Source organism: Kribbella sp. NPDC048837 (assembly GCF_055586945.1).
Window position 1 is genome coordinate 669,149 of the sequence record NZ_JBVJHF010000002.1, and the last position, 24,202, is coordinate 693,350.

20 protein-coding genes are annotated in these 24,202 nt (G+C 68.5%); 16 read left to right on the plus strand and 4 right to left on the minus strand.

The features are described 5' to 3' along the window. Positions 1–540: 540 nt before the first annotated feature. Positions 541–1,164 (minus strand): hypothetical protein, encoded by a 624-nt coding sequence (locus tag ACZ6O0_RS11075; RefSeq protein ID WP_465764676.1) that lies wholly within the window; start codon positions 1,162–1,164, stop codon positions 541–543. A gap of 954 nt (positions 1,165–2,118) precedes the next feature. On the opposite strand from ACZ6O0_RS11075, the gene ACZ6O0_RS11080 reads away from it, so the two are divergent. Next, positions 2,119–4,629, plus strand: coding sequence for a S8 family serine peptidase (locus tag ACZ6O0_RS11080; RefSeq protein ID WP_465764677.1), 2,511 nt, complete (start codon positions 2,119–2,121; stop codon positions 4,627–4,629). A gap of 1,248 nt (positions 4,630–5,877) precedes the next feature. Here ACZ6O0_RS11080 and ACZ6O0_RS11085 read toward each other — a convergent pair. Both ACZ6O0_RS11085 and ACZ6O0_RS11090 read right to left on the minus strand, forming a co-directional pair. Then, positions 5,878–7,335 (minus strand): helix-turn-helix domain-containing protein, encoded by a 1,458-nt coding sequence (locus tag ACZ6O0_RS11085; RefSeq protein WP_465764678.1) that lies wholly within the window; start codon positions 7,333–7,335, stop codon positions 5,878–5,880. Positions 7,336–7,481: 146 nt separating this feature from the next. After that, positions 7,482–7,820, minus strand: coding sequence for a GntR family transcriptional regulator (locus tag ACZ6O0_RS11090; protein ID WP_465764679.1), 339 nt, complete (start codon positions 7,818–7,820; stop codon positions 7,482–7,484). 116 nt (positions 7,821–7,936) lie between these two features. Here ACZ6O0_RS11090 and ACZ6O0_RS11095 point away from each other — a divergent pair, with 116 nt between their 5' ends. The 15 genes from ACZ6O0_RS11095 to ACZ6O0_RS11165 all read left to right on the plus strand — a co-directional run bounded on the left by ACZ6O0_RS11095 (position 7,937) and on the right by ACZ6O0_RS11165 (position 23,620). Next, entirely contained in the window at positions 7,937–8,176 is a 240-nt protein-coding gene (locus ACZ6O0_RS11095) for a helix-turn-helix domain-containing protein (RefSeq protein WP_465764680.1), read from the plus strand. Next, entirely contained in the window at positions 8,173–8,496 is a 324-nt protein-coding gene (locus tag ACZ6O0_RS11100; RefSeq protein WP_465764681.1) for a helix-turn-helix domain-containing protein, read from the plus strand. Before ACZ6O0_RS11095 ends, ACZ6O0_RS11100 begins: the two co-directional genes overlap by 4 nt. Positions 8,497–8,606: 110 nt before the next feature. Then, positions 8,607–9,017 (plus strand): hypothetical protein, encoded by a 411-nt coding sequence (locus ACZ6O0_RS11105; protein ID WP_465764682.1) that lies wholly within the window; start codon positions 8,607–8,609, stop codon positions 9,015–9,017. Then, positions 9,014–9,529 carry a Pycsar system effector family protein gene (locus ACZ6O0_RS11110; protein ID WP_465764683.1) on the plus strand — a complete coding sequence of 172 codons (516 nt, stop codon included), beginning with the start codon at positions 9,014–9,016 and terminating at the stop codon, positions 9,527–9,529. The genes ACZ6O0_RS11105 and ACZ6O0_RS11110 overlap by 4 nt, the downstream gene beginning before the upstream one ends. Further along, positions 9,526–11,787 (plus strand): type IV secretory system conjugative DNA transfer family protein, encoded by a 2,262-nt coding sequence (locus tag ACZ6O0_RS11115; protein ID WP_465764684.1) that lies wholly within the window; start codon positions 9,526–9,528, stop codon positions 11,785–11,787. The genes ACZ6O0_RS11110 and ACZ6O0_RS11115 overlap by 4 nt, the downstream gene beginning before the upstream one ends. Then, positions 11,784–11,975 (plus strand): hypothetical protein, encoded by a 192-nt coding sequence (locus ACZ6O0_RS11120; RefSeq protein ID WP_465764685.1) that lies wholly within the window; start codon positions 11,784–11,786, stop codon positions 11,973–11,975. The genes ACZ6O0_RS11115 and ACZ6O0_RS11120 overlap by 4 nt, the downstream gene beginning before the upstream one ends. Beyond that, positions 11,975–12,730, plus strand: coding sequence for a hypothetical protein (locus tag ACZ6O0_RS11125; protein ID WP_465764686.1), 756 nt, complete (start codon positions 11,975–11,977; stop codon positions 12,728–12,730). The genes ACZ6O0_RS11120 and ACZ6O0_RS11125 overlap by 1 nt, the downstream gene beginning before the upstream one ends. Next, complete coding sequence (locus ACZ6O0_RS11130; protein WP_465764687.1) at positions 12,727–14,190, plus strand: DUF2637 domain-containing protein; 1,464 nt, start codon at positions 12,727–12,729, stop codon at positions 14,188–14,190. Before ACZ6O0_RS11125 ends, ACZ6O0_RS11130 begins: the two co-directional genes overlap by 4 nt. Before the next feature lie 244 nt (positions 14,191–14,434). Beyond that, positions 14,435–19,072 (plus strand): MobF family relaxase, encoded by a 4,638-nt coding sequence (gene mobF / locus ACZ6O0_RS11135; protein WP_465764688.1) that lies wholly within the window; start codon positions 14,435–14,437, stop codon positions 19,070–19,072. Positions 19,073–19,377: 305 nt separating this feature from the next. Next, positions 19,378–19,626 (plus strand): hypothetical protein, encoded by a 249-nt coding sequence (locus ACZ6O0_RS11140; protein WP_465764689.1) that lies wholly within the window; start codon positions 19,378–19,380, stop codon positions 19,624–19,626. 81 nt (positions 19,627–19,707) lie between these two features. Beyond that, a complete protein-coding gene (locus ACZ6O0_RS11145; protein ID WP_465764690.1) occupies positions 19,708–21,252 on the plus strand; it encodes a DNA cytosine methyltransferase in 1,545 nt (514 codons plus the stop codon). 88 nt (positions 21,253–21,340) lie between these two features. Next, entirely contained in the window at positions 21,341–21,589 is a 249-nt protein-coding gene (locus ACZ6O0_RS11150) for a hypothetical protein (RefSeq protein ID WP_465764691.1), read from the plus strand. Between the two features lie 24 nt (positions 21,590–21,613). Further along, the gene (locus ACZ6O0_RS11155; RefSeq protein WP_465764692.1) at positions 21,614–22,450 is read left to right on the plus strand and encodes a hypothetical protein; all 837 of its coding nucleotides are present in this window, start codon (positions 21,614–21,616) and stop codon (positions 22,448–22,450) included. Between the two features lie 25 nt (positions 22,451–22,475). Continuing rightward, positions 22,476–22,703 carry a hypothetical protein gene (locus ACZ6O0_RS11160; protein WP_465764693.1) on the plus strand — a complete coding sequence of 76 codons (228 nt, stop codon included), beginning with the start codon at positions 22,476–22,478 and terminating at the stop codon, positions 22,701–22,703. After that, positions 22,700–23,620, plus strand: a complete 921-nt coding sequence (locus ACZ6O0_RS11165; protein WP_465764694.1) for a bifunctional DNA primase/polymerase — start codon at positions 22,700–22,702, stop codon at positions 23,618–23,620. Before ACZ6O0_RS11160 ends, ACZ6O0_RS11165 begins: the two co-directional genes overlap by 4 nt. Before the next feature lie 86 nt (positions 23,621–23,706). On the opposite strand, the gene ACZ6O0_RS11170 is transcribed toward ACZ6O0_RS11165, so the two are convergent. Then, a complete protein-coding gene (locus ACZ6O0_RS11170; protein ID WP_465764695.1) occupies positions 23,707–24,138 on the minus strand; it encodes a hypothetical protein in 432 nt (143 codons plus the stop codon). Between the last annotated feature and the right edge of the window lie 64 nt (positions 24,139–24,202).

A 24,202-nucleotide genomic window follows, 5' to 3' on the forward strand; every position in this document is an offset into this window, starting at 1 on the left:
GGGACTTCCAACGGCATGCGGCGGATGCCCTCGGACTTCGGAGCATCCGAGCCGGACTGCGTTCTTGTGCGTGAGTGGTCACCCACGGCCTCAGCATGAGCATCACGATGACCGCGGCGTAGATCGGTTGCGGCCGAGCTCGCCACGATCGGAGCTGACCCGCGGTTCGGCTTCGCCGGTGTGTCTGTCTGTGCCTCCGGCGGGCGCGCAGCACTAATGGCCGGCGTCGGCGGCCCGTGACCTGTCAATTGAAGAGAAGCTGGTCTGCCGCTGCTGACGCTGGGAAGTCCCCGCACCGGCGCAGACGTGGTCAGGGCCTCGAATGCACTCATCTGAAGTGCTTACCGAGGTCGGCTCTGACATGCGGTTGCGATTGGCAACTTAATTGGCAAGAGCAGGTCGACAGTTCGTGAGTCGCAAGGCCCGGTCCTTGTCCGGGCGCGTAGCAGCCTGCGCTCTCCTCGGCGTCTGGCGAGGCGCCGGCGGAGGACCGGCTGGTGGGGCCGGGTGCCGGTCCTCCTGGGGGTGAGGGTTCGTGGCTCAGCAGGCGCCGCGTACGTCCGGCAGCAGGCAGCCGGTGTCGAACGTGCCCGCGATTGTCGCGGTGACGTCGTTGGTCGTATCGGTGATGGTCACGTTGGTGTAGGTGACCTGCGCGATCTGAAGGCTTTGTCCTGATGGGCAGGAGAAGCCGCCAGGTCCCGGCGGGTTCAGCGTGAGCGATGCGGTGACCTGACCGTTCTTGCCGGAGCTGAACGTTCCGGTGGCGCTCACCGGGCCACTGATCGTGGTCTTGTTCTGAGCGCTGGGGTTGGCTCCGCCGCGGTTCACACAGACATACGTCACCGTCGAATCTGCGGCTGCCACATAGGTGATCAGCTGGTTGGTGCCGAGCCCGGCTTCCTTGAACGAAACCACGAGGTTCGTGCCGCTCAGATCGGCGCTGGCGCGGACGAAGTGGGGGCTCACCGCTTGCGCGGGAGTCGCGAACGCAACGATCGCAAGAAGTGTTGCACAGAGGTAGGCAAACAATCGTTTCATGGGAAATCCACCGAATCGAAGGACCTTCTGGTGACAATGGTCTGCGAAAGAACTTGGCTGTGCGCCGTGCGAACGCGGCCGATGCGGCGGCGCGCGCGGTGAACCCCCGGTCAGTGAGTCCATCTCTCTACCTGAACCGTCGAGCGACTGGCTGCGAACCAGCCCGACGGCACGCCAAAGCAGCGATGCTCGCGGGACGCGAGCGTGTGTTGGCGTCCCCAGTCCGTCTTCCCCCGGTGCCCCTCCGTGACCGGCCGCCGACTGGGCATGACGGACCGCCGGGTCATCGGATTCGTTGCGAATCTACGCGCGATCCCCGGCTCGCACAAGACGCGGGACCCAAGAGATCAGTAGTCGATCTGCGCTGATCGACCTTGTTTCATTGGCTTTTCAACGAATGCCCACGGCAACAGTCCAAACAATCATTGGAGTCAGCGCGTGCTGTGCACGGGCGGCTGCAGCTTGTGTACGTGTGGACCAAGCACGGCCTGTCAGACACGGCCGCTCAAGGTCGATACGCCGACCCGGTGGCAGCTCAGGGTGACCCGATCGATGCGCTCGGCAACCACTTACTGGCCCGCTAGGCCCATCGCCGCTGCCCATCAGCTCCATACCCACACACGATCCCACGGCCCGGCGGGAGCGGACCACGATCACCGATCACGTCCAGCCGGCAGACGATTCCGGGGGTCTGGCCCCGCCCGAGGGCACGGCGGAGTACGGATCACTCGACGTACGCATGTCGGCCGCCATCGGGTGCTGTACGACGTGAATGACACGACGCTCACGGTCGGCGTGATCCACGCCGGCCACACCAGTCGGCGCTTGTTCAAGGGCCCTCGGGCGGCCTTGCGACGTGCGCTCCCCGAACCGCGACCAGGAGAACCCCCAACCAGTACATCCAGCGATTTACCGAGTGGTGGTCGAGAGGGCTGCCGGTAATGGTTCAACGAAGTTGCCGAGAAAGGGTTTGAACGATAGAAACGTCCCTGACTCGCCGGTGTCGCTCGGGGTGCGCCGGATCCGCCCGATCGTGGAAGCACCTTGGGAGTTCTGTTGTCTTTCCGCCCTGTTCAATTGCTGCGTCTGGGCCTTCCGGCGGCGATGGTCGCGGCGACCTTGGTGGCGGTGACCGGTTCGTCCGGTACCGCCGATGTGTCGTCCGAGCCGCGCCCGTTCAAGGCGAAGTTCCGGTCCGAAAGAGGGCCGGCGAAACCCGCGTACGACGCCAAGTCCGTGATCGTTCAGTTCAAGTCGAAGGCGACCACGTCGGCCCGCAAGTCGGCGCTCGCCAAGGTCAAGGCCACGCCGAAGATGCCGGTCACCGACGACGTCGTCACCGTGACCGGTGACGTGCCGGCGCCCGAGTTGCTGACGAAGGTCAAGGCTGATCCGGCCGTCGCGCAGGCCTCGCTCAACTACATCCGACGGCAGTCCACTACGCCGAACGACTTGTACTACACCAATTACCAGAAGTATCTGCCGACCGTTCGGGTTAACCAGGCCTGGGACTTGAGCAAGTCGGCCGGCACGCAGACTGTCGCCGTACTGGACACCGGTGTCGACGCCGGTCACCCGGATCTGGCTGGTCACTTGCTGCCCGGATACAACACGTTCAACACCGCGCTGGCGCCGAACGACGGGGACGGCCACGGTACGGCGGTCACCGGCATCATCGCGGCCGGCGCCGGCAACTCGATCGGCATCGCCGGCGTGGCCTGGAACGCCAAGGTCCGGCCGGTGAAGGTGCTCGACGACACCGGCGAGGGCAGCGACGCCAACGTCATCAACGGCATCAACTGGGCGGTCAAGAACGGCGTCCGGGTGATCAACATGTCGCTCGGCGGCGGAGGTGACAACCCGGTCCTGCACACCGCGATCCAGAACGCCGTCGCCAAGGGTGTGGTCCTGGTCGCCGCGGCCGGGAACACCGGTTCGTCGGACCCGATCTACCCGGCGGCGTACCCGGAGGTGCTGTCGGTCGGTGCCACCAACCCGGCCGGCGCGCTGACCAGTTTCAGCAGCTGGGGTGACTGGGTCGACATCGCCGCCCCGGGCTTCGACATCACCAGCACGGCGCCGCGGGCGCAGACTCCATCGGGCTTCGACCCGTACTTCATGGGCCTGGCGGGTACGTCGTTCTCGGCACCGATCGTGGCGGGTGTCGTGGCACTGGTCCGCAACAAGTGGCCGACGTTCACACCGGCGCAGGTGATGACCCGGTTGAAGGCGACTGCCCGCGACGCCGGCCCGCGCGGCATCGACCCGTACTACGGTGCGGGCATCCTGGACGCATACCAGGCCCTCGGCGGCAAGTGGACGACGGACTTCCCGGTCAACCCGGCAGACGGCAACGACCAGCCCGCCAGGGCTACGGCCATTCCCGACGCAGCCGCGGAGGTTTCCGGCACCATCGGCGTGGAGGGCGACGTCGACTGGTATTCGGTCAACAAAACGGGCGTCCTCAACGTCATGTTGATGCCGGCGGTGTACGACTGCGCCTTCTCGTCGAACTTCGGTTCGCACCTCGACGTGTACGACCACGACCTGCGGCCGCTGGCGCATGCGGTCCATCCGTACCCGACGACGCAGATCGATCCGCTCACCGGCTGCCCACAGCCGGTGTCGCTGGGCGCGTTCCGCAGCGTCGCCGCGCCGACCGGTGGCATCTACATCGCCGTCCGCAACGACAACGGATCCCGGGACACCCGGGCGTACAGACTGAGCGTCAACGCCACGACCCTCGCAGATCCGCGTGAGGGCACGGCATACCCGGTCATGGATGCACGGCCGGCCGATCTGTCGGCGAACGTGGCACCGAGCGACCGGCCGACGGTGACGTTCGCCCGTCCGGTCGTCGCCGGCAGCGTCAACTCGACAACGGTCCGGCTGCTCAATGGAAGGACCGGCGCGGAGGTCGGTGCGACCGTCGCCTACGACGCGACGACCAGGCAGGCCGTGATCGCTCCGACCTACCCACCGGCCCCCGCGTACCCGGATACCCCCGCGACGTTGCTCGACAACACGCCGTACAGGATTGTTGTCACCGGTGTGCAGGAGGCGGACGGTACGCCGCTTGCGCCGTTCACCAGCACCTTCCGCACGGCAGACACCACGCCGCCGCAGGTGGCGCCGTTCGACGCGGCCGGCGCCTACCTGGCCGCGAACCTGTCGTGGACGATTCATCCCACCACCGACCTGGACCAGGTCATCGTGCGGCGGAACGCCGGCAGCACCGTGCCGACGCCGACCACCGGCACGCTCGTCTACGCGGGCACCGGGACCGCCGTGAAGGACACCGGTCTCGCGCAGGGCGTCACCTATACGTACGCCGTCTGGGCCCGGGACCGTACTGGGCACTACAGCGAGCCGAACGTCAAGCGGCTGGTGGGGATGAAGTCGGGATCAGCACGACCTCGACGCTGGTCAACTACGGCGGGACGGTCACGCTGCGCGGGAGCCTGTTGCGCATCGACAACAAGGCGTACTACGGACTCCCGCTCAACGTCTACGTACGCCCGAAGAACTCGTCGAAGTTCACTCTGCTGGCGGCGCCGAAGACGACCGTCACCGGCACCGTTGCGGTGACGACGAAGCCGGTCGTGTCGTCGGTGTACATGATGACGTTTCCGGGGACCGACGAGATGATGGGGACGCGGACGGCGGACATCACGGTGAACGTTGCGCCGACGATCTCGGCGACGCTGTCTCCGACGGCGATCCGGCTGGGGCAGGCGGCCGCGCTCAGCGGGTACGTCGCTCCCGCACACTCAGGGCAGACTGTCTATCTGCAGCAGTACGGCAGCAAGGTGTGGAAGTCGATCGCGTCGGTGAAGCTGAGTGCGTCCGGCAAGTACGCCTTCGGGATCAAACCGGCGGTCCGCGGTCAGATCGCGTACCGGGTCTGGTTCCCCGGGGATGCCGACCACGCCCAAGCATTCACCGCGAACAAGATCCTCACCATCAGCTGACCACAGGACACAGCACGCCCCGCCGCCAACGACCGGGGCGTGCTGTTGTTCCGAGATGAGTCGCATGTCCTGGATCGATTGATCCGCTTCTTGCTGCGCTGGCCGCTGACCTTCTCGAGGTGCAGTACTCCGCCGTCGAGGTCGACGTCCAACCAGCAGATGGCACACAGCTCGCCCCGGCGTTGGCCGGTGATCATGGTGAGCCAGATCAGGGCTCCCCAATCGGGGTCTTTGAGTCTTGAACTCCAGATTTGCTTCTGACAGGTACTTGTCGGGCAGTTGATTGACGGTGGCCTTGGTGCGCGGGTTGCGACGCTCGTACACCTGGTTGAGCAGCCGGACGCGAGTTTCCTCGGCCAACTTCTCGGCGTCGGGCCCGGCCGGGATGATCTCCGTCAGGTCATGCCGGTGCTTCGAGACAGGGTCGATTCCGGCGTACACACGCACCCTGATGGCGCCGCTCGGCAGTACGTGGATGCCGCCGCAGTCCCGCGTCTTGCGTCACGAAGCGTGTCATGACGCGAGTTCGAGAGGCCAACGAGTCTTCGTGGAAGGACTCCTCTGACCTGTTTCGCAGGTCAGAGGCCACTTGCTGACGGTAGGCCCCGTGGGACTCGAACCCACAACCCGCGGATTAAAAGTTGCACGTTCCGCGCCGAGCTGCCTGCCGTACGCCTGAATCGCTGCACTGACTGCCGTCTGCGGTGTCTGAACTGGCATGTCTTGGCTGAGTTTCATGGACGTGACCATGGACACGGCCCCCGGCAGATCAGGGACGTGCGGCATCGCAGACCTGCGAACTCGGAGACACTTTGGCGAGCAGATCCACGACGCACGCCTTCGCGGATTTCACCTCACAGCCTTGCTACGCGAGGAGGAAGTCGCGTTTGTTCCATGCCAGCCGGAGGCCCGCGGCACTGGTCTGGCCGAGAGGCTCCTGCTCCGTGAGGCGAGTAACAGTTCGCTGGTCAAAGGGCACGCCCCGGATCGATTTGCGGCCGTCCAGGTCGGCGACGATTTCCCCCTCGGCATTAGTGGAGACCATGTCTTTGAAGAGTCTGTCGAAAACGTCGCTATCGATAACAACAGCAGTCGAGATGACAGCATTCAGGCTGAGCGCATCAAGAATGATGCCTAGCAGGAACGGGCGGATTTTGCCTTCCTTACGTGCGCGCGTCATGTCTCGATAGAAGGGCCAGATCTCGTAATCGACAGGTATCCCCGCGCTCCCATCATGTTCCGGTTGACCCAACATTTCCTCGCTGTACTCTCGAACTACATTCCGCCAGAGGTCGAGGTCTTGCTCTATGCTCGACGGTGAGATGCTGGCTGGCTGAAATTCGCCCGACGGCAAGAGGCTGTAGTGGCGACCATTTGTGACCTGCGCCGGGTTGCGACGCAGGAGGAAGAAGACACCCTCGCCCGTTGTTATATCCCGCCGGATCGTCAAGGTCGCGATTCCCGGGTTGACTGCTCTATTGGATAGGTCAAAGGGGTCACGGAGGAGTGTGCGATATGGGAGGTTCGCCCAGTCCAGAACCCCCAACAGATCCGCCTGGGCGGCCTCGTGGCTCAGAGGCTCGGCGACATCGAGCTTGTCGAAGAAAGTTGATAGGCCGAACGAGATCTCGACTGACTGATCGCCCCACGCGACGTCGATCATGCGGTAGCTGTGACGGTTCTCGAATAGCTTTGGCGGCTGCACGTAGCGTATGGCGCTGGTATAGCTGGCGAAGGCGTGGCCTGGCGCACGAAGGGGCAGCGTCGGGAGGGTCTCGGCTTCCCGGCCGGTGAGTCTCGGAGGTTCCGCCTGTGGATGCCAATGCAACGTCACGGCGTCGAACGACAAGGGCCGGGCCGGCAGCCAAGGTGGCAGCGCCAGGGCTGGCACGTCTGCTATGCGGTACTGCGGCTCGTACAGCTCAGAGGCGCGGCGGGCAACCTGCCACCCGTTGTCGATGAGGTATCGCCGCACATCCCGCCAAGACGCTTGGCTCGCCTCGACCACTTGGTCGGCTGTTGGAGGCCCGTTGACTGCCGTTGCCTGGCCGGTGACCCTCATCGTTGGTGCTGAGTTCTCGTCCGGGCGGATCTTCCCTAAGAGCGCGCTGAATCGTTGCTGGACGTCCTCGCTAGCTTGTGAGAGCGCTGTGTCGAGAGCTTCCTGCATTGTTGGTGAAAGTCGCGTGTCTGGACGGGACTCCCAGTAGGCCACCGTTCGCGCGCTGGCCCCGAGATAGCTCGCGAACGCCTCGTTCGTCAGCCTCAGTGAAGTCCGAAGAGCGGATGCTCGACGGCCAGTCCACACGTCCACGACCACCACTCTGACGCTCCCTCTCGTGCTTGGGTGGGTTGGCTTGCACGCTCGTTGCACCGCCGTTGCATCACCTTCGCATGTTCGACTCGTCTTCACTCAACTTCACTGGTTGCCATGAGTACAAGGCATCCGAACGGGTCTCCGAACGAGGGTCACTCAGCACGTCGGCTGGCCGCATCCTCTAGCGCTGCGACGCGCGACGTCAGTTTCTGCACGGCGACTTTCAGGCTCTCCAGGTCGTCCGCCGGCTCCTTGGCGCCTGCGGACGTTACGAACACCCCGCGTCCCTGCTGCGAGGAGACGGCGCCCTCCGTCCGGAGCACGTCAATCGCCTTGCGAACGGTCATTATCGCGACGCCGAACTGCTCGCTCAGCTCGCGGCCAGGCGGCAGTCGGTCGCCGGGTCGCAGTGTGCCGTTCCTGATCAGTTCGCGCAGGCGGTCTGCAACCTGTGCGTACGCGGGCCGCGGGTCGGCGTTGTCCACCTGCATACACAGATCCTAGCTGCCTTAGCCAGCTAAGCCACTGAAGGCAAGTGAACCTTGGCAACACAAGTTAACTAGCTTAGACTAGATAAGCTAGTTCAATTCACGAAGGGAAGTAGTCGATGCACCAGCAGAGTGGCGCCCAGCCGACCGCGAAACTCCTCAGCATCGCGGAGTTCGCGCAAGTGGTCGGTATGTCGCAGATGACCATCTATCGCTTGATTGCCGCGAGCCAGATGCCCGCCGTACGCATTGGCAAGCGGCTGTTTGTCCCCGGCCGAGTTCTGGACGACCTCAGTGCCGCGGCGCTTGCTTCCGGCACCACGGTGTCGGTCGCCGATTGGCGGGAGGGCCAGCCGTGACCGGACTTCGCGAGCATGGCCGCGAGATCGCCCTTCGGAACGCCTTGCGGAAGCGCGCAGCTGGCGTCCCCTCGTACACGATCGCTGAGGCGGCCTCGCTCTGCAGCGTGTCGCCGGAGCACCTCTACCGACTGGTTCGGGCTGGGGCATTTCCCGCTGTGCGTATGCGGCGCGGCTCGGAGCAGGGCCGCTACGTGATTCCTGCGAAGGCGGTGGAGCAGCTGCTCGAAGGAGCCGCCGAAAGCTCGGCGCCACTCGAGATTTCCGACTGGACGTCTTCTTGGGATGCCGCTCGTGCACCTACCGGGGGTGCGGCATGACCAGAACTCCTCGCAAACCCGGCCCTGCCGCAGGCGCCAACCAGGACAGGGCCGGTTCTCCCTTCACTCAGCAACGAGTTCGAGAGGTCTACAGCATGACTGACGCAGTAATGAGCGGCACGGAGTGGGTGCCGGCGATTGGGATGTTGGAGGAGCTGCCGTCGCAGCACGCGGCGGTGATCAGAGGGTTGTTCGAGCTGGCCGCGTTTGTAGCGGATCACCCGGAGCTGCCGGTGCCGGCGGTGCGGGTTGTGTTCTGGCCGTCGAGCCGGAACGAGGACTTTGAGGCGGCGTGCCGCGAGATCGACCAGGTAGGTGCCGTGCTCGGTGTGGAGCCGAAGCTGAACAACGGCCATTACGCCGTGACGTCCGGGTTCGGTCCTGTCGAGGTCACGTCGTTTGCGATTTCGAGCGACACCATGGCCGCGCACACGGCGCACATGTCGTACGTGGACAACGTGCAGCCCGAACAGGAGTCGGAGTTCGACGAGTCCGCTCCGGTAGCGGGGGCTGTGCGATGAGCGAGCGCATGCAGATGGATCTGGCGTGGCGGATGCACGACTCGGCCGCAGAGGCGGTCGACAAGGCGGACACGAGGGCCGGTTTCGCGGCGACGGTGGAGACCGCGATGGCGGCGGTGGTGCTCACCTTGGTGTCGCAGTCGCACGGTTCGCCGCTGGGCGCGCGTATGGCGTTCGGTGTGGCCCTGGTGGCGTTGGCGGTGGCGTTGGGGTCGGCGCTGCTGGTGGTCGTGCCCCGGTTGCACCGCCCGGCTGACGCGTTGGCGCCGGGGGAGTTCTTGTCTTTCGGCGCGGTGCGCAGCCGCTCGGTCGAGCAGTTGCTCGACAGCCACCTCGGCCCGCAATGGTCTCGGAAGAAGGTCGCGGACCAGCTGGTGGCCGTGACGCATCAGGCCAAGCGGCTGGCAGACATCGCATGGACGAAGCACCAGTGGCTGCGGGTGTCGTTTGCCGCAGCCACCCTGGGTGCGGTGCTCGCGGTGGTCGGCGTGTTGATCGGTGGTGCGCGATGATGCGGCGGCCGACGCGGACCGAGGGTGCGATGGTCCCGAAGTTCACCCTCGCCATGGTGGCGCTGCTGGCCGCGGGCGTCGGCGCGGTCGCGTGCGATAGGACGCCGGCGTTGACCGAGTTGGGGTGTTGGGTCGCGGCGACGGGCGCGGTCGGGCTGGTGACGGCAGGTCTGTTGTTTTGGCGGTTGATGCACGGCGCGCTGATCGCGGCCCCGTTGTGGGTGCTGCTTGCCGGTGCGGTCGGGCTGCGGCTCGGTGCGCCGGGCGGCGCCGCCGGATGGGTGGTCGGTGGCGGTGTCCTGTTGCTGATCACGCTGGCCTTGGTGGCGGTGAACCGCCCGGTCGGCGGTGGTCTCGCCGCCGCGCTGTGGCTCGCGTACACCGGGTTGGTGCTGCGCGCGCTGCCGTCGACCGTGCAGGTGTCGCAGCGTTGGTGGCAGCTGCTGCTGGCCGCGGGCGTGGTGCTGATCGTTACGGCGGGGTTCACGCTGCGGTCGCGGTCCAGCTCGCGGGGCCTGCTGCGCCGTCTGGGTCGCGCCGGTCGGGTGACTGACGGTCTGGCGTCGGGGTGGGATGTGCGGCGGGTGTCGTCGGCGCGGATGCTGCGGAAGAAGGCCACGGTCGTCCGGCCGTCGCTGGCCGAGGTGCCGGCGTGGAAGCGGCGGTTCGTGCCGCTCGCCCAGATCGGCGCGACCGTGGCCACGGTCGGCTGGGTCAAGGTCCGGTCGTCTGCTGAGGACCACACGTTGACGGTGGCGGGTCCGCGCGCCGGGAAGACCGGCCTGATGATGAACCACCTGCTAGACGCGCCGGGCGCGGTGATCGCCACCAGCACCAAGACCGACATCCTCGACATCACCCGCACCCAACGGGCCAGGCGGGGCCCGGTGTGGGTGTTCGACCCTGACGGCCTCACCGACGAAGGCTCGACGATCACCTTCGACCCGTTGACCGGGTGTACCGACCCGGGGGTGGTGATGGATCGTGCGTCGGACCTGCTCGACGGGGTCGGCGCGAAGAGTGACGACGCCGAGCACTGGCTGAACCTCGCGCGGCAGGCGCTGACGGCGTTGCTGCACGCCGCCGCGCTCGGCGGCTACACCATGGCCGACGTGCAGCGGTGGATCGCGCACCCCGACGACGCCGCGCAGTCCGATGTGCTGTGGGAGCTGCGGGTGGCAAACGCGACGGGGTTCGAGCAGCAGGCGCTGCAGTTCTTCACCAACAACGAGCGCACCCGCTCGAGTATCTCCACGACGATCATGCCCGCACTGTCCTGGCTGTCGGTGCCGACCGCCGCAGCTGCGGCGGCACCGGGCGGCGTGCCGTTCGACGTCGGGCGGCTGCTGGCCGAGATCGGCACCGTGTACCTGCTGGGCGCGGAGGACAAGAAGACCGCGCCGCTGGTCACCGCTTTGACCGCGCACATCGCCCGCCAGGCCAAGGCGCTCGCCGTGAAGACGCCGGGGCGCCGGTTGGATCCGCCGTTGACGTTGGTGCTGGACGAGGCGGCACTGATCTGCCTGATCCCGCTCGACCGCTGGACCGGTGACTTCGGGTCCCGCGGGATCACCCTGCACATCTCCGCCCAGTCCCGCGCCCAGCTGCGGGATCGGTTCGGCGAGGCCGCGACCGGCGCGCTGCTGACCAACGTGACCACGAAGGTCGTGCTGGCGGGCACCAGCGACGACGACGATCTGCAGTTCTGGTCCACGCTGTGCGGGGAACGCCTCGAGCAGGTCGCGACCCGCGACCGCACCACCGGCGGCGTGTCGATCAGCGACCGCCGCGTCCCGGTCCTCACCCCGGGCCAGGTCGCGCAGCTGCGCGCCGGGCAGGCGCTGATCATCACACGCGGCATGCCGCCCGCGATCGGCCGCGTGAAGATGGCGTGGAACCGCTCGGATCTCCGCCTGGAGCGGTTCCACAACCGGCGCAGTGTGCAATGGACCAGCCGCCGCCTGGCGGCACTCGAGAACCGGGCCGGTACCCGGCTGCTCACCGACTCGGCGTGGCTGCGTGACCAGCTCCTGGCAGGGATCGACCGGGCCACCACCGTGCGGCAGCGCATCGTCTGGCGGCTCGTGGACCGGATCGCCGGTGGCGTGTCGTGGCTGGAGGCAACCGACCCGGCCCGTGAACTCCTCGCTCGGTTCCGCCTCGCTGGTGCGATGCGCAAGGCTCGCGCCGCGCTGGCTCGGCGCGCTGCCGCTGAGAAGGCCGGCCAGAACCGCGCGTCGCAGGACGTGAACCGATGACGGCGCCAGCGAATGGCTCGCCGGCCGACGAGCTGCGCGCCTACTACGGCTGCGCCGACGTCGAACGGGCCGGGCTGCGGGCAGTGCCCGCCTACGACGAACACGGCCGACCAACAGGGCTCGTCGCGATCGACCCGGACGAGTTCTGCGACTGGCTCGACGGCCTGTACCAGGGAGACGACAACTGATGCAGTACAACGACGAGAAGGACCCCGGCACTGCCGCACTCGCGGCGGTCGCCGGGCTGGCCCGCTCGGTCGAGACCCTGACCCGCGACGTAGCGGCGATGAAGACCGGTCTGCAGCAGACCGCCAGCAAGACCGCCGTATCCCGGTTGAACGACACGGTGGCCGCGCTGGGCAACACGGTTGTCTCGTTCGAGGACCTGCTGACCCGGCTGGCCGCCAAGGCCGGCAGCCGCGGCAAGGCCGCCGGGCACCCCGATGTGGAGCCGGTGCGGTCGTGGCTGCGGCTGCCCGAGCACGACGAGACCGCCGTGCAGGCGGTGCTCAGTGAGCTGCTGCCGTGGATGGAGGCCACGTATCTGCGGTACGCGGCCGCGCGGGAGACGCTGCCGCCGTGCTGGCTGTGGCACCCCGACATCGTGGAGGAACTGCTATGGCTGATGGACGCCTGGGCCGCCGCCTACGAAGGCGAGGACGCGTCGAACAAGCTCGTCGGTGACTGGCACGACCGGCAACGCCCGGGCGTCACCCGCCGCATCGGCGAGTACGCCCCGGCCTGCGATGTGCTCGCCCACCGCGACGGTGCCGAACAGACCGCGGTGGCCGTGCCGCTCGCGGCCGACGCGGACCCGTTCGTGACCTGGTGGGCCACGGCCCGTGACGCCAACGGCCCGGCCCCGACACCCGAGCAGATCAAGGCCGGGCGCCGCGGCGGCCTGACCTTCCTGCCGAACGCGACCGCTGGAGGCCAGCGATGACCACTCAATCCATCGACCTGCACGACCTGTTCGACTCGGGTGCGGTCACGTGGCCGACGATCACCGCCGGCGCCGCCGGTCTACTGATCCTCACCGCGACGATCGCCCTGCTGGTGTGGGCGACCCGGCGAGCGACCCGCGCCGTGACCTCCGCGATCGAGGCCGGGCGGTTGACGACCCGGCGGGTGCTGATCACGGTCGCGATTGTCGCCGCGCTCGGTGTCGCCGGGATCGGGGGAGCCCGCTCGTTCGCCGCCGTGTCGGTGAAGTTCGACAGCCCCCTGGTGCCGTTGGTTGCCGACGGCATGATCATCGCCTGCACCGCACTACGCCTTGCCGCGTTGACCCGTGGGTGGCGGATCCCGGGCGCGCTGGTCACGACGTATGTGTTCATCGGCGGCACCGTGTGGCTGAACATCGACACCGCTACCGGTGTTGCCGATGCCGTCGCGCACGCGCTCGCACCGCTGGCGTACGCGGTGCTGGTCGAGATGCTCGCGCACCTGCTGCGCCTGCACATGAAGCTCGCCCAGCCCGCGAAGCCCAGGTTGTCGGCGCTGACCTGGATCACCTCACCGGTGATCACGACCCGGGTGTGGCTGCAGCTGTCGCGGACCGGCGCCGACGACCCGGCCGCGGCGCGGGCGCTGGTCCAGCAGGTCGTGCGGATGGCGTCGCGGCTGGCGACACTGTGCCCCAGCCGCAAGCTCTGGCCGCTGGACGCCGCCCGCGCCGCCCGCACGGCGTGCCTGCAGACGATCCGCGACGGGCTGCTGTCGGCCAGCGAACTGGCCGCGCTGCTTCCCGCCGGCGGGCGCCTGACGCCAGGCGAACTGCTTGCGCTGGTCGACACCGCCGCACTCGGCCTGACCACGCCGCCCGGCGAATCCACCGTCGACGATGCCGAGGTACCCCGAGCGGCGGCAAACGCCGCGATCGGCGCACCGGACTGGATCATCGCGTACCTAATCGGTGCACTTCGCACCGCCTCGACCCGTGCACCGGTGCAGTCCTCGACCCGCACCGCACCACCCGCACCAGTGCACGCCGACGCCAACAGCAGTGCACCCGCACCGGTGCACACACCGAACCGCACCGCCAGCCGCACCGAACCGACCCAGGCCCAGGCCAGCGACGATCGCACCGACGGCGAGCTCCTGGCCCTGGTGCGCCAGGTGGCGGCAACCGAGCACGGCGGCCGACCGATGAGCCAACGCGCGATCCGCCGCGCCACCGGCGTCGGCACCCAGCGTGCCAAGCGCCTGGCCGAACTGGCCGAACTGGCCGGATGGACCGAGCCCACTGCCGCGAGCAGCGGCGATAACTCTTCGACGGTCCCGCAGGTCCGTGGACAGCTTCAGCTTGTCGCCGAGACCGGGAAAGCCCCCACGGACACTCCCAGCGACACCGATGCCGACAGCAACGACCTCGACGACTTCGAAACGAGCAGCAGCCGATGAACAACCCGATGACGATCCGATTAGCAGTAGTTCACCAGGACAGCAAGGGATCCGCAGCGACCATGCCGCAGCCGACGATCCAGCAGCCGCCAGCAGGCAGCAGCAAGACCAAAGAACTCAGATCACACCTATGCATCACGATCAAGTGGAGCCGTCACTCCGCTTCGCGTCGTCGGCAGTGCCCGGGCTTCGCCCCGCCCGACAGCGCCGGGCACAGCCCGGCCCGAGGCGCCGGAGGTGCCTCGTGCTGAGCGTGCACAGCGGCCACCGCGCCGACTATTTGACCGGCGCGGTCGCGTCAGGCCGGGAGAACTACTACACGGGCGCGGTCGCGGCCGGCGAGCAGCCAGGGCGCTGGTTCGGCAAGGGCGCCGAGGCGCTCGGCCTGGCAGGGGAGGTCGACGCGCAGGACATGACCGCGCTGTATGAGCGGTTCATCGACCCGCGCGACGACGCGTTCCGGGATCCGGCGCGGTGGGACGAGGCCGAGACGCTCGGCCACACCGGGCGGGCGTACAAGAGCGAGGAGCAGGTGTACGCCGATGCACTGGCCAAGGAGCCTGGTGCGGACGCGGAGCGCCGCGCCGAACTGCGTGCACTTGCGGGCAAGTCTGTGCGCAAGAACGTCGCGTTCCATGATGCGACGTTCTCTGTGCAGAAGTCGGTGACGGTGCTGCACACCGCGTTCGAGGCCCAGGAGGTGCAGGCTCGTGGTGCGGCCGAGGCGGCTCGCGGTGCACTCGCCGAGGCGCACCGCACCGGTGACGCCGCAGCGGTGAACCAGTGCACGCAGGCGGTGCACCGGGCCGAGACAGAGGCCGCTTCCTGGGGGCAGTACCGCCAAGCGGTCGAGGATGCGATCTGGGCCGGGAACCAGGCAGCCTTGTCCTACCTGCAGGACAAGGCCGGTTACACCCGGATCGGTCACTGGGGCGGTGTCGCTGGGCGGTGGGACGACGCGCATGACTGGACGATCGCGTCGTTCTTCCAGCACGACTCCCGCGACCACGACCCGCAGCTGCACATCCACAACGCGATCCTGAACCGGGTTCAGGGAACCGACGGCAAGTGGCGCACCGTCGACGGTGAGGCGCTGCACCGCTACCAGCCGGCCGCCGGCGCGGTGGGTGAGCGGGTGATGGAGCACCACCTGTCGAAGGCACTCGGCGTCCGGTTCGGGATGCGTCCGGACGGCAAGTCGCGTGAGGTGGTCGGCATCGACCAGGCCGTGATGGATCTGTTCTCCTCGCGCCGCAAGGCGATCACGAGGAAGACCGCCGTACTGGTCCGCGAGTTCGAGGCCCAGTTCGGCCGGACGCCGAACAACCTCGAGCTGGCGCGGTTGCAGCAGACCGCCACGCTCGCGACCCGCAAGGCCAAGTCCCACGACGGCGAGACCGTCGAGCAGCGGCTGGAGCGGTGGGACCAGCAGCTGCGCGCCGAGGTCCGCGGGGGACTCGGGAAAGTGGCGCAGAACGTGCTCGCGACCACCGGCACCTCGCCGGGATCGGAGACGTTCAACGAGGCCAAGGTGCTGGACATGGCGCTAGCCGAGGTGCAGCGCAAACAGGCCGAGTGGGAAGCGCCCGACCTGACCCGCGAGATCAGCAACGCGCTGCCCGACGACCTGGGCGACCGGACGCCGGAGCAAATCGTGGAGCTGCTCGACCAGCTCACCGAGCAAGGGCTCAGCAAGGCCGTCGTGCTGGCCGCCGAGCGGCCCGGCGAGACGATCCTGCCCGCCGAGCTGCGCCTGGCCAACGGGACCTCGGCGTACCGGGCGCCTGGCGGCACCCGCTACGCCACCGCTGACCACCTCAAGGCTGAGCGCCAGCTCGCTCGCGCCGGGTACGCCCGCGGTGCCGCGCTCATGCAACCGCACTTGGCCGAGGCGTTCTGCGGTCGGCTCGCCACGGCAGGTCTCGAACTCGGTGCCGATCAGGAGGCGGCTGTGCGGGGCATCCTCACCTCCGGCGCGAAGGTGGAGACGCTGATCGGCCCGGCCGGTACCGGCAAATCGCGCGTGATCGGCGCGTTGGCCAAGGCGTGGGAGGACCCCGCGTTGTGGTTCGGAAAGCAGCACCGCATGATCGGGCTCGCGGCGTCCCAGGTCGCGACCGAGGTGCTGGCCGCCGACGGTGTCACCGCCCGCAACATCACCCGGTGGCTGATGACGCAGCAGCACATCGCCAACGGCTCGGCCAGCCGCGAGGAACTGGCCTGGCAGCTGCGCGAGGGCGATCTGGTGGTCGTGGACGAGTCCGCGATGGCCGCCACGAGCGATCTGGCCGTCATCAACCGGCTGTGCGACGAGGCAGGCGCCAAGCTGCTGCTGGTCGGGGACCACCGCCAGCTCGCCGCGGTCGGCGCCGCGGGCGGGATGGCACTGGTTGCCTCCGGCGCGCTGACCCATGAGCTGACCGAGACCCGCAGGTTCCGCGGCGACTGGGAAGGCCCGGCGTCGCTGCGGCTGCGCGCCGGTGACCAGACCGTGCTGGCCGAGTACCACAAGCAGGGCCGCATCCTCGACGGCGGAACCATCGAGCGCGCCCAGCGCACCGCGGCCGACGCGTGGCTGGCCGATCACCTGAACGGTCTGCACTCGCTGCTGATCGTGGACACCAACGACCAGGCCGCCCAGGTCAGCGCGCAACTGCGCGCCAAGCTCGTCGAGTACGGCCGGGTCGATGACGCCAGCACCGTGTTCCTCGCGGCGCAGGGCACCCACGCCGGCGCGGGCGACCTGATCCAGGCCCGCCAGAACGACTGGCGGCTCGCCAAGTACAAGGAGAACCGGCGGGCGGTGTTCAACCGGGACGAGTTCGAGGTCGTCGAGACCCGATCCGACGGTGGCCTGCTCGTCGCGCCGCTGGAACGCGGCACCCGCCGCCGAGTCCCCGGCGAAACGGTGGAGCTGCCTGCGGCCTACGTGCGCGAGCACGTCGCCCTCGGCTACGCCGCCACCGTCCACTCCTCCCAGGGGCTGACGGTGGACACCGTGCACTCGGTGACCACGCAGAACACGTCGCTGTATGCGCTGTACGTGGCGATGACCCGGGGCAGGGTGGCGAACACCACGCACGTCGTTACCCAAGCGATCGCGGCCTCGGCCGAGATCGGCGAGACCAAATCGGCGGCGAAGCGGTCCCCGCTGGCCGTGCTGGGTGCCTCGTTCGATCTCGACCAGCCGCAGATCTCGGCCTTGCAGGCCCAGGCCGAAGCTGCCGCCGAAGCAGGCCACCTCCGCACTCCCGCCGAACTGCTCACCGACGGCATCGCGGTCGCGACCGCCGGGCGCTGCGCGCAGTGGCTCGACGAGCTGACCAAGCAAGGTCTGCTGACCGAGCCGCAGCGGACGAAACTCGCCGTGGAGGACGGCGCCGGCACCCTGGCCACGCTGCTGCGGCGAGCCGAGCTGGCCGGGCACGACCCGCGCCAGGTGCTCACCGACGCGGTAACGGCGCGGACGTTGACCGGCGCGCGCCGCCTGTCATATGTCCTGCACGACCGCATCACCAAGACCACCCGGCTCGACCCGGTCGGAGACGCCCACGCCGCGTGGGTGCCCCTCCTCGAGGATCCGGCCTGGTCGAGCTACCTGCACCAGCTCGCCGCCGAAGCCGACCGCCGCGCTACGACCATGGCCGAGCAACTGGCCGCCGACCCGCCCCAGTGGGCGGTCAAGGCCTTCGGTACGCCGCCAGGTGCTGGAGAGGCCCGCACTGAATGGATCGAGCGGGCTGCCGTCGTCGTTGCCCACCGCGAACTCGCCGGAGTGAACGACGATGCCGCACCGCTGGGACCGGCGCCGAAGCCGGGCCAGGTCGAGGCGTACGCATCATGGCGCGCGGCGTGGCGCGCCCTCGGCCGCCCCGAGACCGACCGCGTGGAGGCCGAGATGTCCAACGGCCAGCTCCGGGTCCGGGTCCGGGCCTACCAGCGCGAACAGGCGTGGGCGCCGCCATCGGTGGCCGAAGAACTCGCCGGAACCCGGCAACAGGCCCAGGATCAGCGGCGCACAGCGACGCTGCGTGCCACCGAGGCCGGCGCCAGCAGCGACGCGCAGACCGCGGCCCGGTTGCGCGGCGAAGCCAACGAGGCCAAGGCTCTCGCGCAGGCTCTCGATGCCCGGGCGGCCGAGCTGGCGATCGTCGACCAGGCTCGCGCCGAGTGGTACGCCCACACGGCCGGCACTCGTGAAGCAGCGTTGCGCGCGACCGACGAACTGAAGGACCGCGGCATCGACAACAGTGACGAAGGCACCACCACCGAGGAATGGCTCGCCGCACACCGCGCCAGCGATCGAGCCGACGATCAGCACCGCACCGTGACGGACGAGCACGAGCTCGCCGACGTCGCGCTGCAGCGCGACGCCGACACGATCGAAGCCGTGACCGGTGCCGAGTTCGTGGAGGCCGAACTGGTCAACGACCAGCTACCCAGTAAGGCCGCGGGACCCGACGTAGCTGCCGACGAGATCACCGACGCGGAGATCGTTGCCGACGACAACACGAGCTCCGACGATGCGGGCTCGGTGGCCGCCGAGGACCGGACCGCGCAAGAAGGCCAGGCTCCGGTCGATATTCGCGAGGTAGCGGCCGGCGAGGAGCGGGTCACGGAGTCCGATGCTCCGCGGGTTCCGTCCGCGGACGAGTCGGCCGAGGCGGTCCGCCGTGCGCAGCGGGCACTGATCGAGATTCAGCACCGCCGCCAAGCCGAGGAACGGTTCACCGCCGCCGAAGCCGAAGAACGGGCCGAAGAACTCGCCCGGTGGCACGCCGACGACAGCAGCGCCGAGCGTCGCGAGGCGACAGCGAAGGCATCCGAGGCCGCGACCGAGGACACCGGGCCAGTGCTGGAGCTCGGCCACAACGACGACTGACCCGGTCGACACGCTCTCCCGCCCCTGGCGGGCGGGAGAGCACCCCGGCCTTCGGCCGGGAAATCCCTTCTCTGGCTGGGGTTGGTGGGCGGCTAGCGGACCAGGTCCCCTCCACCCAAGTTGGTTCCGGCAGTTCTCACCTGGAGGACAAACCGCGTCCACCAGCTGACAACGACCGAAACCAACTTGGCCGGAGCCTCTGACCCGGCCCGCTAGGCGGCAGTAGCCGGCAGGCCCCAAAGAACGGGGCTGCCGCCAACACAAGCCCACCAGCGGGCAAACGGACCAGTCGCAAGGAGACCACCGTGAACCACCCGACCAACACCACCACCCCTCACCTGTACCTCGTCGATGCCGAGCCGAACGAGATTGGTTGGCCCGCGCACCGGGATGTGACCCCGGCGCCGCAGCCGATCCGCAACGGCCAGGTCGTGAGCGTCTGCTCGTGCGGCCGCCAGTTCGTCGGCATCGACCCCGACCACGCCGACTGGCAGCTGATCGACCACATCGACAACGCCCTCAAGTCCGACCATCCCGCCGGGACCGCCAACTAACCCACCGGCGCGGGGAGCGTCGTGGTGACGGACCACGCACCCACGGCGCTCCCCGCACCACCCCCGAGAGGAGCTGAACCGATGACGTTGACCGTGACTGACCTGTTCTGCGGTGCCGGTGGATCGAGCACCGGCGCGGTGCAGGTGCCCGGCGTGACCGTGCGGCTGGCCGCGAATCACTGGAAGCTCGCCGTGGACACCCACAATTCGAACCACCCAACCACGGATCACGACTGTGCGGATCTGTCCCAGGTCGAGCCGGGCCGCTACCCGCGCACCGATGTGTTGTGGGCGTCGCCGGAGTGCACCAACCATTCCCAGGCCAAGGGCCGCAAGCGCAACGTGGACGCGCTGCCAGACCTGTTCGGCGACACGCTGCCGGACGAGGCGGCCGAGCGGTCGCGGGCGACGATGTGGGACGTGGTCCGGTTCGCCGAGCACCACCGCTACGCCGCGATCGTGGTGGAGAACGTGGTCGACGCCGCGCTGTGGGTGTTGTGGCCGGCCTGGCGCTCCGGGCTCGACGCCTTGGGCTACTGCACGCACGTGGTGTACCTGAACTCGATGCACGCTCAGGCCAGTGGGCTTCCGGCGCCGCAGTCGCGTGACCGGCTCTACGTGGTCGCGCACCAGCGGAAGACCGGCTGCCCGGACCTGAACCGGTGGACCCGCCCGATGGCGTATTGCGCGGGGTGTGACGCGATGGTGCGGGCGATGCAGGCGTGGAAGAGGCCCGAGCGGACGTGGGGCCGGTACCGGGCGCAGTACGTGTGGCGCTGCCCGAATGTTGCCTGCCGCAACCAGGTAGTGGAGCCCGGCTGGCTCCCGGCGGCGGCGGCGATCGACTGGTCGCTGGTGGGGGAGCGGATCGGGGACCGGACCCGGCCACTGGCCGACAAGACCATGCAGCGGATCCGAGCCGGTCTCGAGCGCTACGTGCGGCCGGAGCTGCTGGTGCCGGTCGAGGGTCGCGACGGCAAGACCGCCGCCCCGCTGGGCGAGCCGATGCGGACCATGACCACCCGCAACGAGACCGGCCTGCTGGTTCCGGCCGGTGGCACGTGGAACGAGACCGCGACGCCGCTGAGTGAGGTGATGCGGACCCGGACCACGCGGGAGTCGGAGGCGCTGGTGGTGCCGTTGCGCAACAACAACACGAGCAAGCAGGTGTCGGAGCCGTTCGACACGTTCGCGGCCAACGGCAACCACCACGCCCTGCTGATGCCCTACTACGGCAACGCGACCACCCGGACCACCAGCCAGCCGCACGGCACGTTCACCACCCGGGATCGGTACGCGCTGATCATGCGCAACAACGGATCGCGAGGCGACGGTGCGGAGATGTGCACCCCGGCGACCGAGACGCTGCGCACGATCACCACCGCCGGTCACCAGTCGGTGCTGGAGCCGCAGACGGTGGCGGTCGAGGACTGCCTGTTCCGGATGCTGGAGCCGCACGAGGTCGCCGCCGGGATGGCGTTCACGCCCGGATACGTGGTGCTGGGCAACAAGCGCGAGAAGGTCCGCCAGCTCGGCAACGCCGTCACCCCACCCGCCGCCCGTGACCTGATCGCCGCCGTCGCCGAATCCCTCGGCCACGACCTCAGCAACCTCAACGCCGCCTGATCACCAGCTGGGTGGGGGCGGCCTCGTCGCTGCCCCCACCCAGATAACAGACCCAACTCCGCAACAACCGGAGAGGAGACCCCGCACCATGACCGACCAGAACACCGGCCTGACGCTCTACCTGCTGACCCGCACCGACGAGATCGACTACCCGGAGCCCGAAGCCCAAGTGGTCATCGCCGCCGACGAAGCCCAGGCCCGCCGACTGGCGATGGGCGATCTGTCCAAGGACCAGCAGCTGTCCTGGCTCGACCCGCAGCGGTCCACCTGCGTCGCCGTCGCGTCCGTCGCTAGTGGCGAGCCGGGGCTCGTGCTGACCGCCCACGCCCCCTCCTGACCCACGAACCCGAGGAGAAGTTCCATGACCACCCCCATCAACGACACCCCCACCCCCGAGGGACCGGACGACTTCCAGGTGGCCGTGACCGCGGTCACCCGCGCGATCCGCGCCATCAACGCCAACCAGCGCGGCGGTGACGGCGCCGAGTTCGTCACCCGGCTGCTCGCCACGGTCGCGGCGAACCTCGGCAGCAGCGCCGCGGTCACCGCCGCCCGGCCTGGGTCGTGGGAAGCCGCCGGCGTGGCCGACCTGCTGTGCAGCACCGTCGGATCAGACGACGAATACCTGCTGACCTATCGCAGCGAGCCGATCGAGATCGTGGCAAACAGCACCTTCGAGCTGGATGACCTCGGCCTGTACGAGACCTACGAGGCCAGCACCGGCCACATCGGGCGCACGCTGTTCGGTGACCGCTGGGGCCAGTCACGGGACCGGCTGACGTGGGGCGAGCTGGGACAGATCGAAGACGTCGAGCAACTGCTCGTTGACCTGGAGAAGACCGACCGCGCCGAGTACCAGCAGCGGTTCACCGCGACCGTCCAGGCCCGGCTCGAGCAGCTGCGCACCGATGATCCACACCGCTACCCCGAGCAGCTGACCGTCACGGTCCGGTTCAACGACAACGACGTCAGCAGCTACGGCGACCGCACCGACGAGCTGACCGACGGGTGGGGCGAGGATCTGGCCAGCCGCCTCTACCGGCACGCCCGCGAAACCACGCCACTGCCCGGCAGCGACACCGCGCGGGACTGGGAAGCAGGCCTTCGCCACGCCGACACGCTCTTGGCCGCCGGGCACTGGCCGCACCTGCGCATCCCCACCCTGACCCACTACGGCACCCCGGCCACCGAGCACTGACCACCTGCGAGAACAGGAGAACCACGTGATGACGATCAAGGTCCGGCTGTCCGGAGAACCCGCCGAGATCGACGCCATGGTCGCGCACCTGAGCGAAGCCTTCGAGGTCGCCGGCGGAGACCGCGCCTACCCGAACCGGGGATCGTTCGGTATCCGCGTCTACCTCGAAGTCCGGCCCCGCACCGACCAGCCGACCATGCGACGCGTACGCGACGAACGGGTGCACCCAAACCGTCAGGAGATCGAACCGTGAACACCACAAGGAACCGCACAGCGAGGACGGGGCAGGCCGGGGCTCGAGGAGCAGGACCCGACCGGCTCGCCCGGTCGGCGCACTGGCACGCCGCCCGCGGCCTGGCCGTGTTCCCCCTCCGACCCGGATCGAAGTCCCCCGCGATCGAGGACTGGCCGCACCAGGCAACGACAAAGACCGATCAGGTCACCCGCTGGTGGCGGGAGGCGCCGTACAACATCGGCGTCGCCACCGGCCCGTCCGGGCTCCTGGTGATCGACCTGGACCAGCCCAAGGACGGCGAAGCCGTGCCCGAACCCTGGAACTCCCGCGCTGCCACGTGCGGTCGCGACGTGCTCGAGCAGCTCGCCGACGACGCCGACCAGGCCATGCCCCGAACCTGGACCGTCGCCACACCCTCGGGCGGACGTCACCTGTACTACCGGCAACCCGACGGCACGGAACTCGGGAACAGCGCCGGGCGAGTCGGCTGGAAGATCGACACTCGAGGCCACGGCGGGTACGTCGTCGGCGCCGGATCAGTCATCAACGGGCAGCGGTACCGCGCCGACGTGATCCGCCGCCCCCCGTCCCTTCCCGGCTGGATCGCCGCCGCCCTCACTCCGCCACCAGCCCTGGATTCCGCACCGAGCAGCGCGACCTACCGGCGGAACGCCGACGCGTACACGCTCGCCGCGCTCACCGGGGAACTCGACAAAGTCTTGGCCGCCAGACCAGGGCAGCGCAACGACACCCTCAACCGTGCCGCCTTCGCACTCGGCCAACTCGTCGGCGCCCACCTCCTAGACGAAGGAACCACCCGCGACGAACTCGTCTCAGCCGCCGCCCGCATCGGTCTACCCCGCAACGAAGCCGACCGCACCATCACCTCAGGACTCACCGCCGGCGAACGACACCCCCGCCAACTCAACGCCTAGACCTTGCCTCAGGCCGCAGAAGGGGTCTCAGGAAGCCCACCCAATGGCTCTCCTGCGGCCCCTTCTCGACGCCAACCCCGCTTTGGTCAGCTCGCGTGGGCTTGCTCAACCTGGATCGGCGGCACACCCGAGCGTCGCCATGTCCAGGCGAACGTCGCGGCGACTCCCTCGACGTAACCCGGGCGACCCGGCCACTCCCATCGCCCGACCAGCCGCTCCGCGTACAGCGTCTCTTCCTCGATGAGCTCCTCGATGACCCACGCACTTTTCAGGGTCAACGGCGTCTTGGCCATCTCACCGTTGCGACGCTCGATCGGGCCGTCGTACGGAACCCACGCGTTAGCGATCCACCGGCACGCCGCGAGCACCCCGACCAAGTACCAATCGACCCGGTCTTCAGCACGCAACGCATCGCCGCGCTGCTCGGCCTGCCACCACAGATGAGCGAACTCCGTCACCTTCACACCGCGCAGGTGCTCCCGTCGGATGCGGTCGAAATCCCGGCCCATCAGCTCCATACCACAACACCATCCCACCGGCCACGGACACTTTCTAGCGGAGCCTCGTGTCCACGGGCCCCCT

Bases quoted from the DNA above. Each gene is read 5' to 3' on its own strand.
- ACZ6O0_RS11115 (WP_465764684.1), top strand. From the start codon at position 9,526: ATGATGCGGCGGCCGACGCGGACCGAGGGTGCGATGGTCCCGAAGTTC.
- ACZ6O0_RS11120 (WP_465764685.1), top strand. From the start codon at position 11,784: ATGACGGCGCCAGCGAATGGCTCGCCGGCCGACGAGCTGCGCGCCTAC.
- ACZ6O0_RS11125 (WP_465764686.1), top strand. From the start codon at position 11,975: ATGCAGTACAACGACGAGAAGGACCCCGGCACTGCCGCACTCGCGGCG.
- ACZ6O0_RS11155 (WP_465764692.1), top strand. From the start codon at position 21,614: ATGACCACCCCCATCAACGACACCCCCACCCCCGAGGGACCGGACGAC.
- ACZ6O0_RS11105 (WP_465764682.1), top strand. From the start codon at position 8,607: ATGAGCGGCACGGAGTGGGTGCCGGCGATTGGGATGTTGGAGGAGCTG.
- ACZ6O0_RS11110 (WP_465764683.1), top strand. From the start codon at position 9,014: ATGAGCGAGCGCATGCAGATGGATCTGGCGTGGCGGATGCACGACTCG.
- ACZ6O0_RS11170 (WP_465764695.1), bottom strand. From the start codon at position 24,138: ATGGAGCTGATGGGCCGGGATTTCGACCGCATCCGACGGGAGCACCTG.
- ACZ6O0_RS11075 (WP_465764676.1), bottom strand. From the start codon at position 1,164: ATGGACTCACTGACCGGGGGTTCACCGCGCGCGCCGCCGCATCGGCCG.
- ACZ6O0_RS11130 (WP_465764687.1), top strand. From the start codon at position 12,727: ATGACCACTCAATCCATCGACCTGCACGACCTGTTCGACTCGGGTGCG.
- ACZ6O0_RS11150 (WP_465764691.1), top strand. From the start codon at position 21,341: ATGACCGACCAGAACACCGGCCTGACGCTCTACCTGCTGACCCGCACC.
- ACZ6O0_RS11095 (WP_465764680.1), top strand. From the start codon at position 7,937: ATGCACCAGCAGAGTGGCGCCCAGCCGACCGCGAAACTCCTCAGCATC.
- ACZ6O0_RS11145 (WP_465764690.1), top strand. From the start codon at position 19,708: ATGACGTTGACCGTGACTGACCTGTTCTGCGGTGCCGGTGGATCGAGC.
- ACZ6O0_RS11090 (WP_465764679.1), bottom strand. From the start codon at position 7,820: ATGCAGGTGGACAACGCCGACCCGCGGCCCGCGTACGCACAGGTTGCA.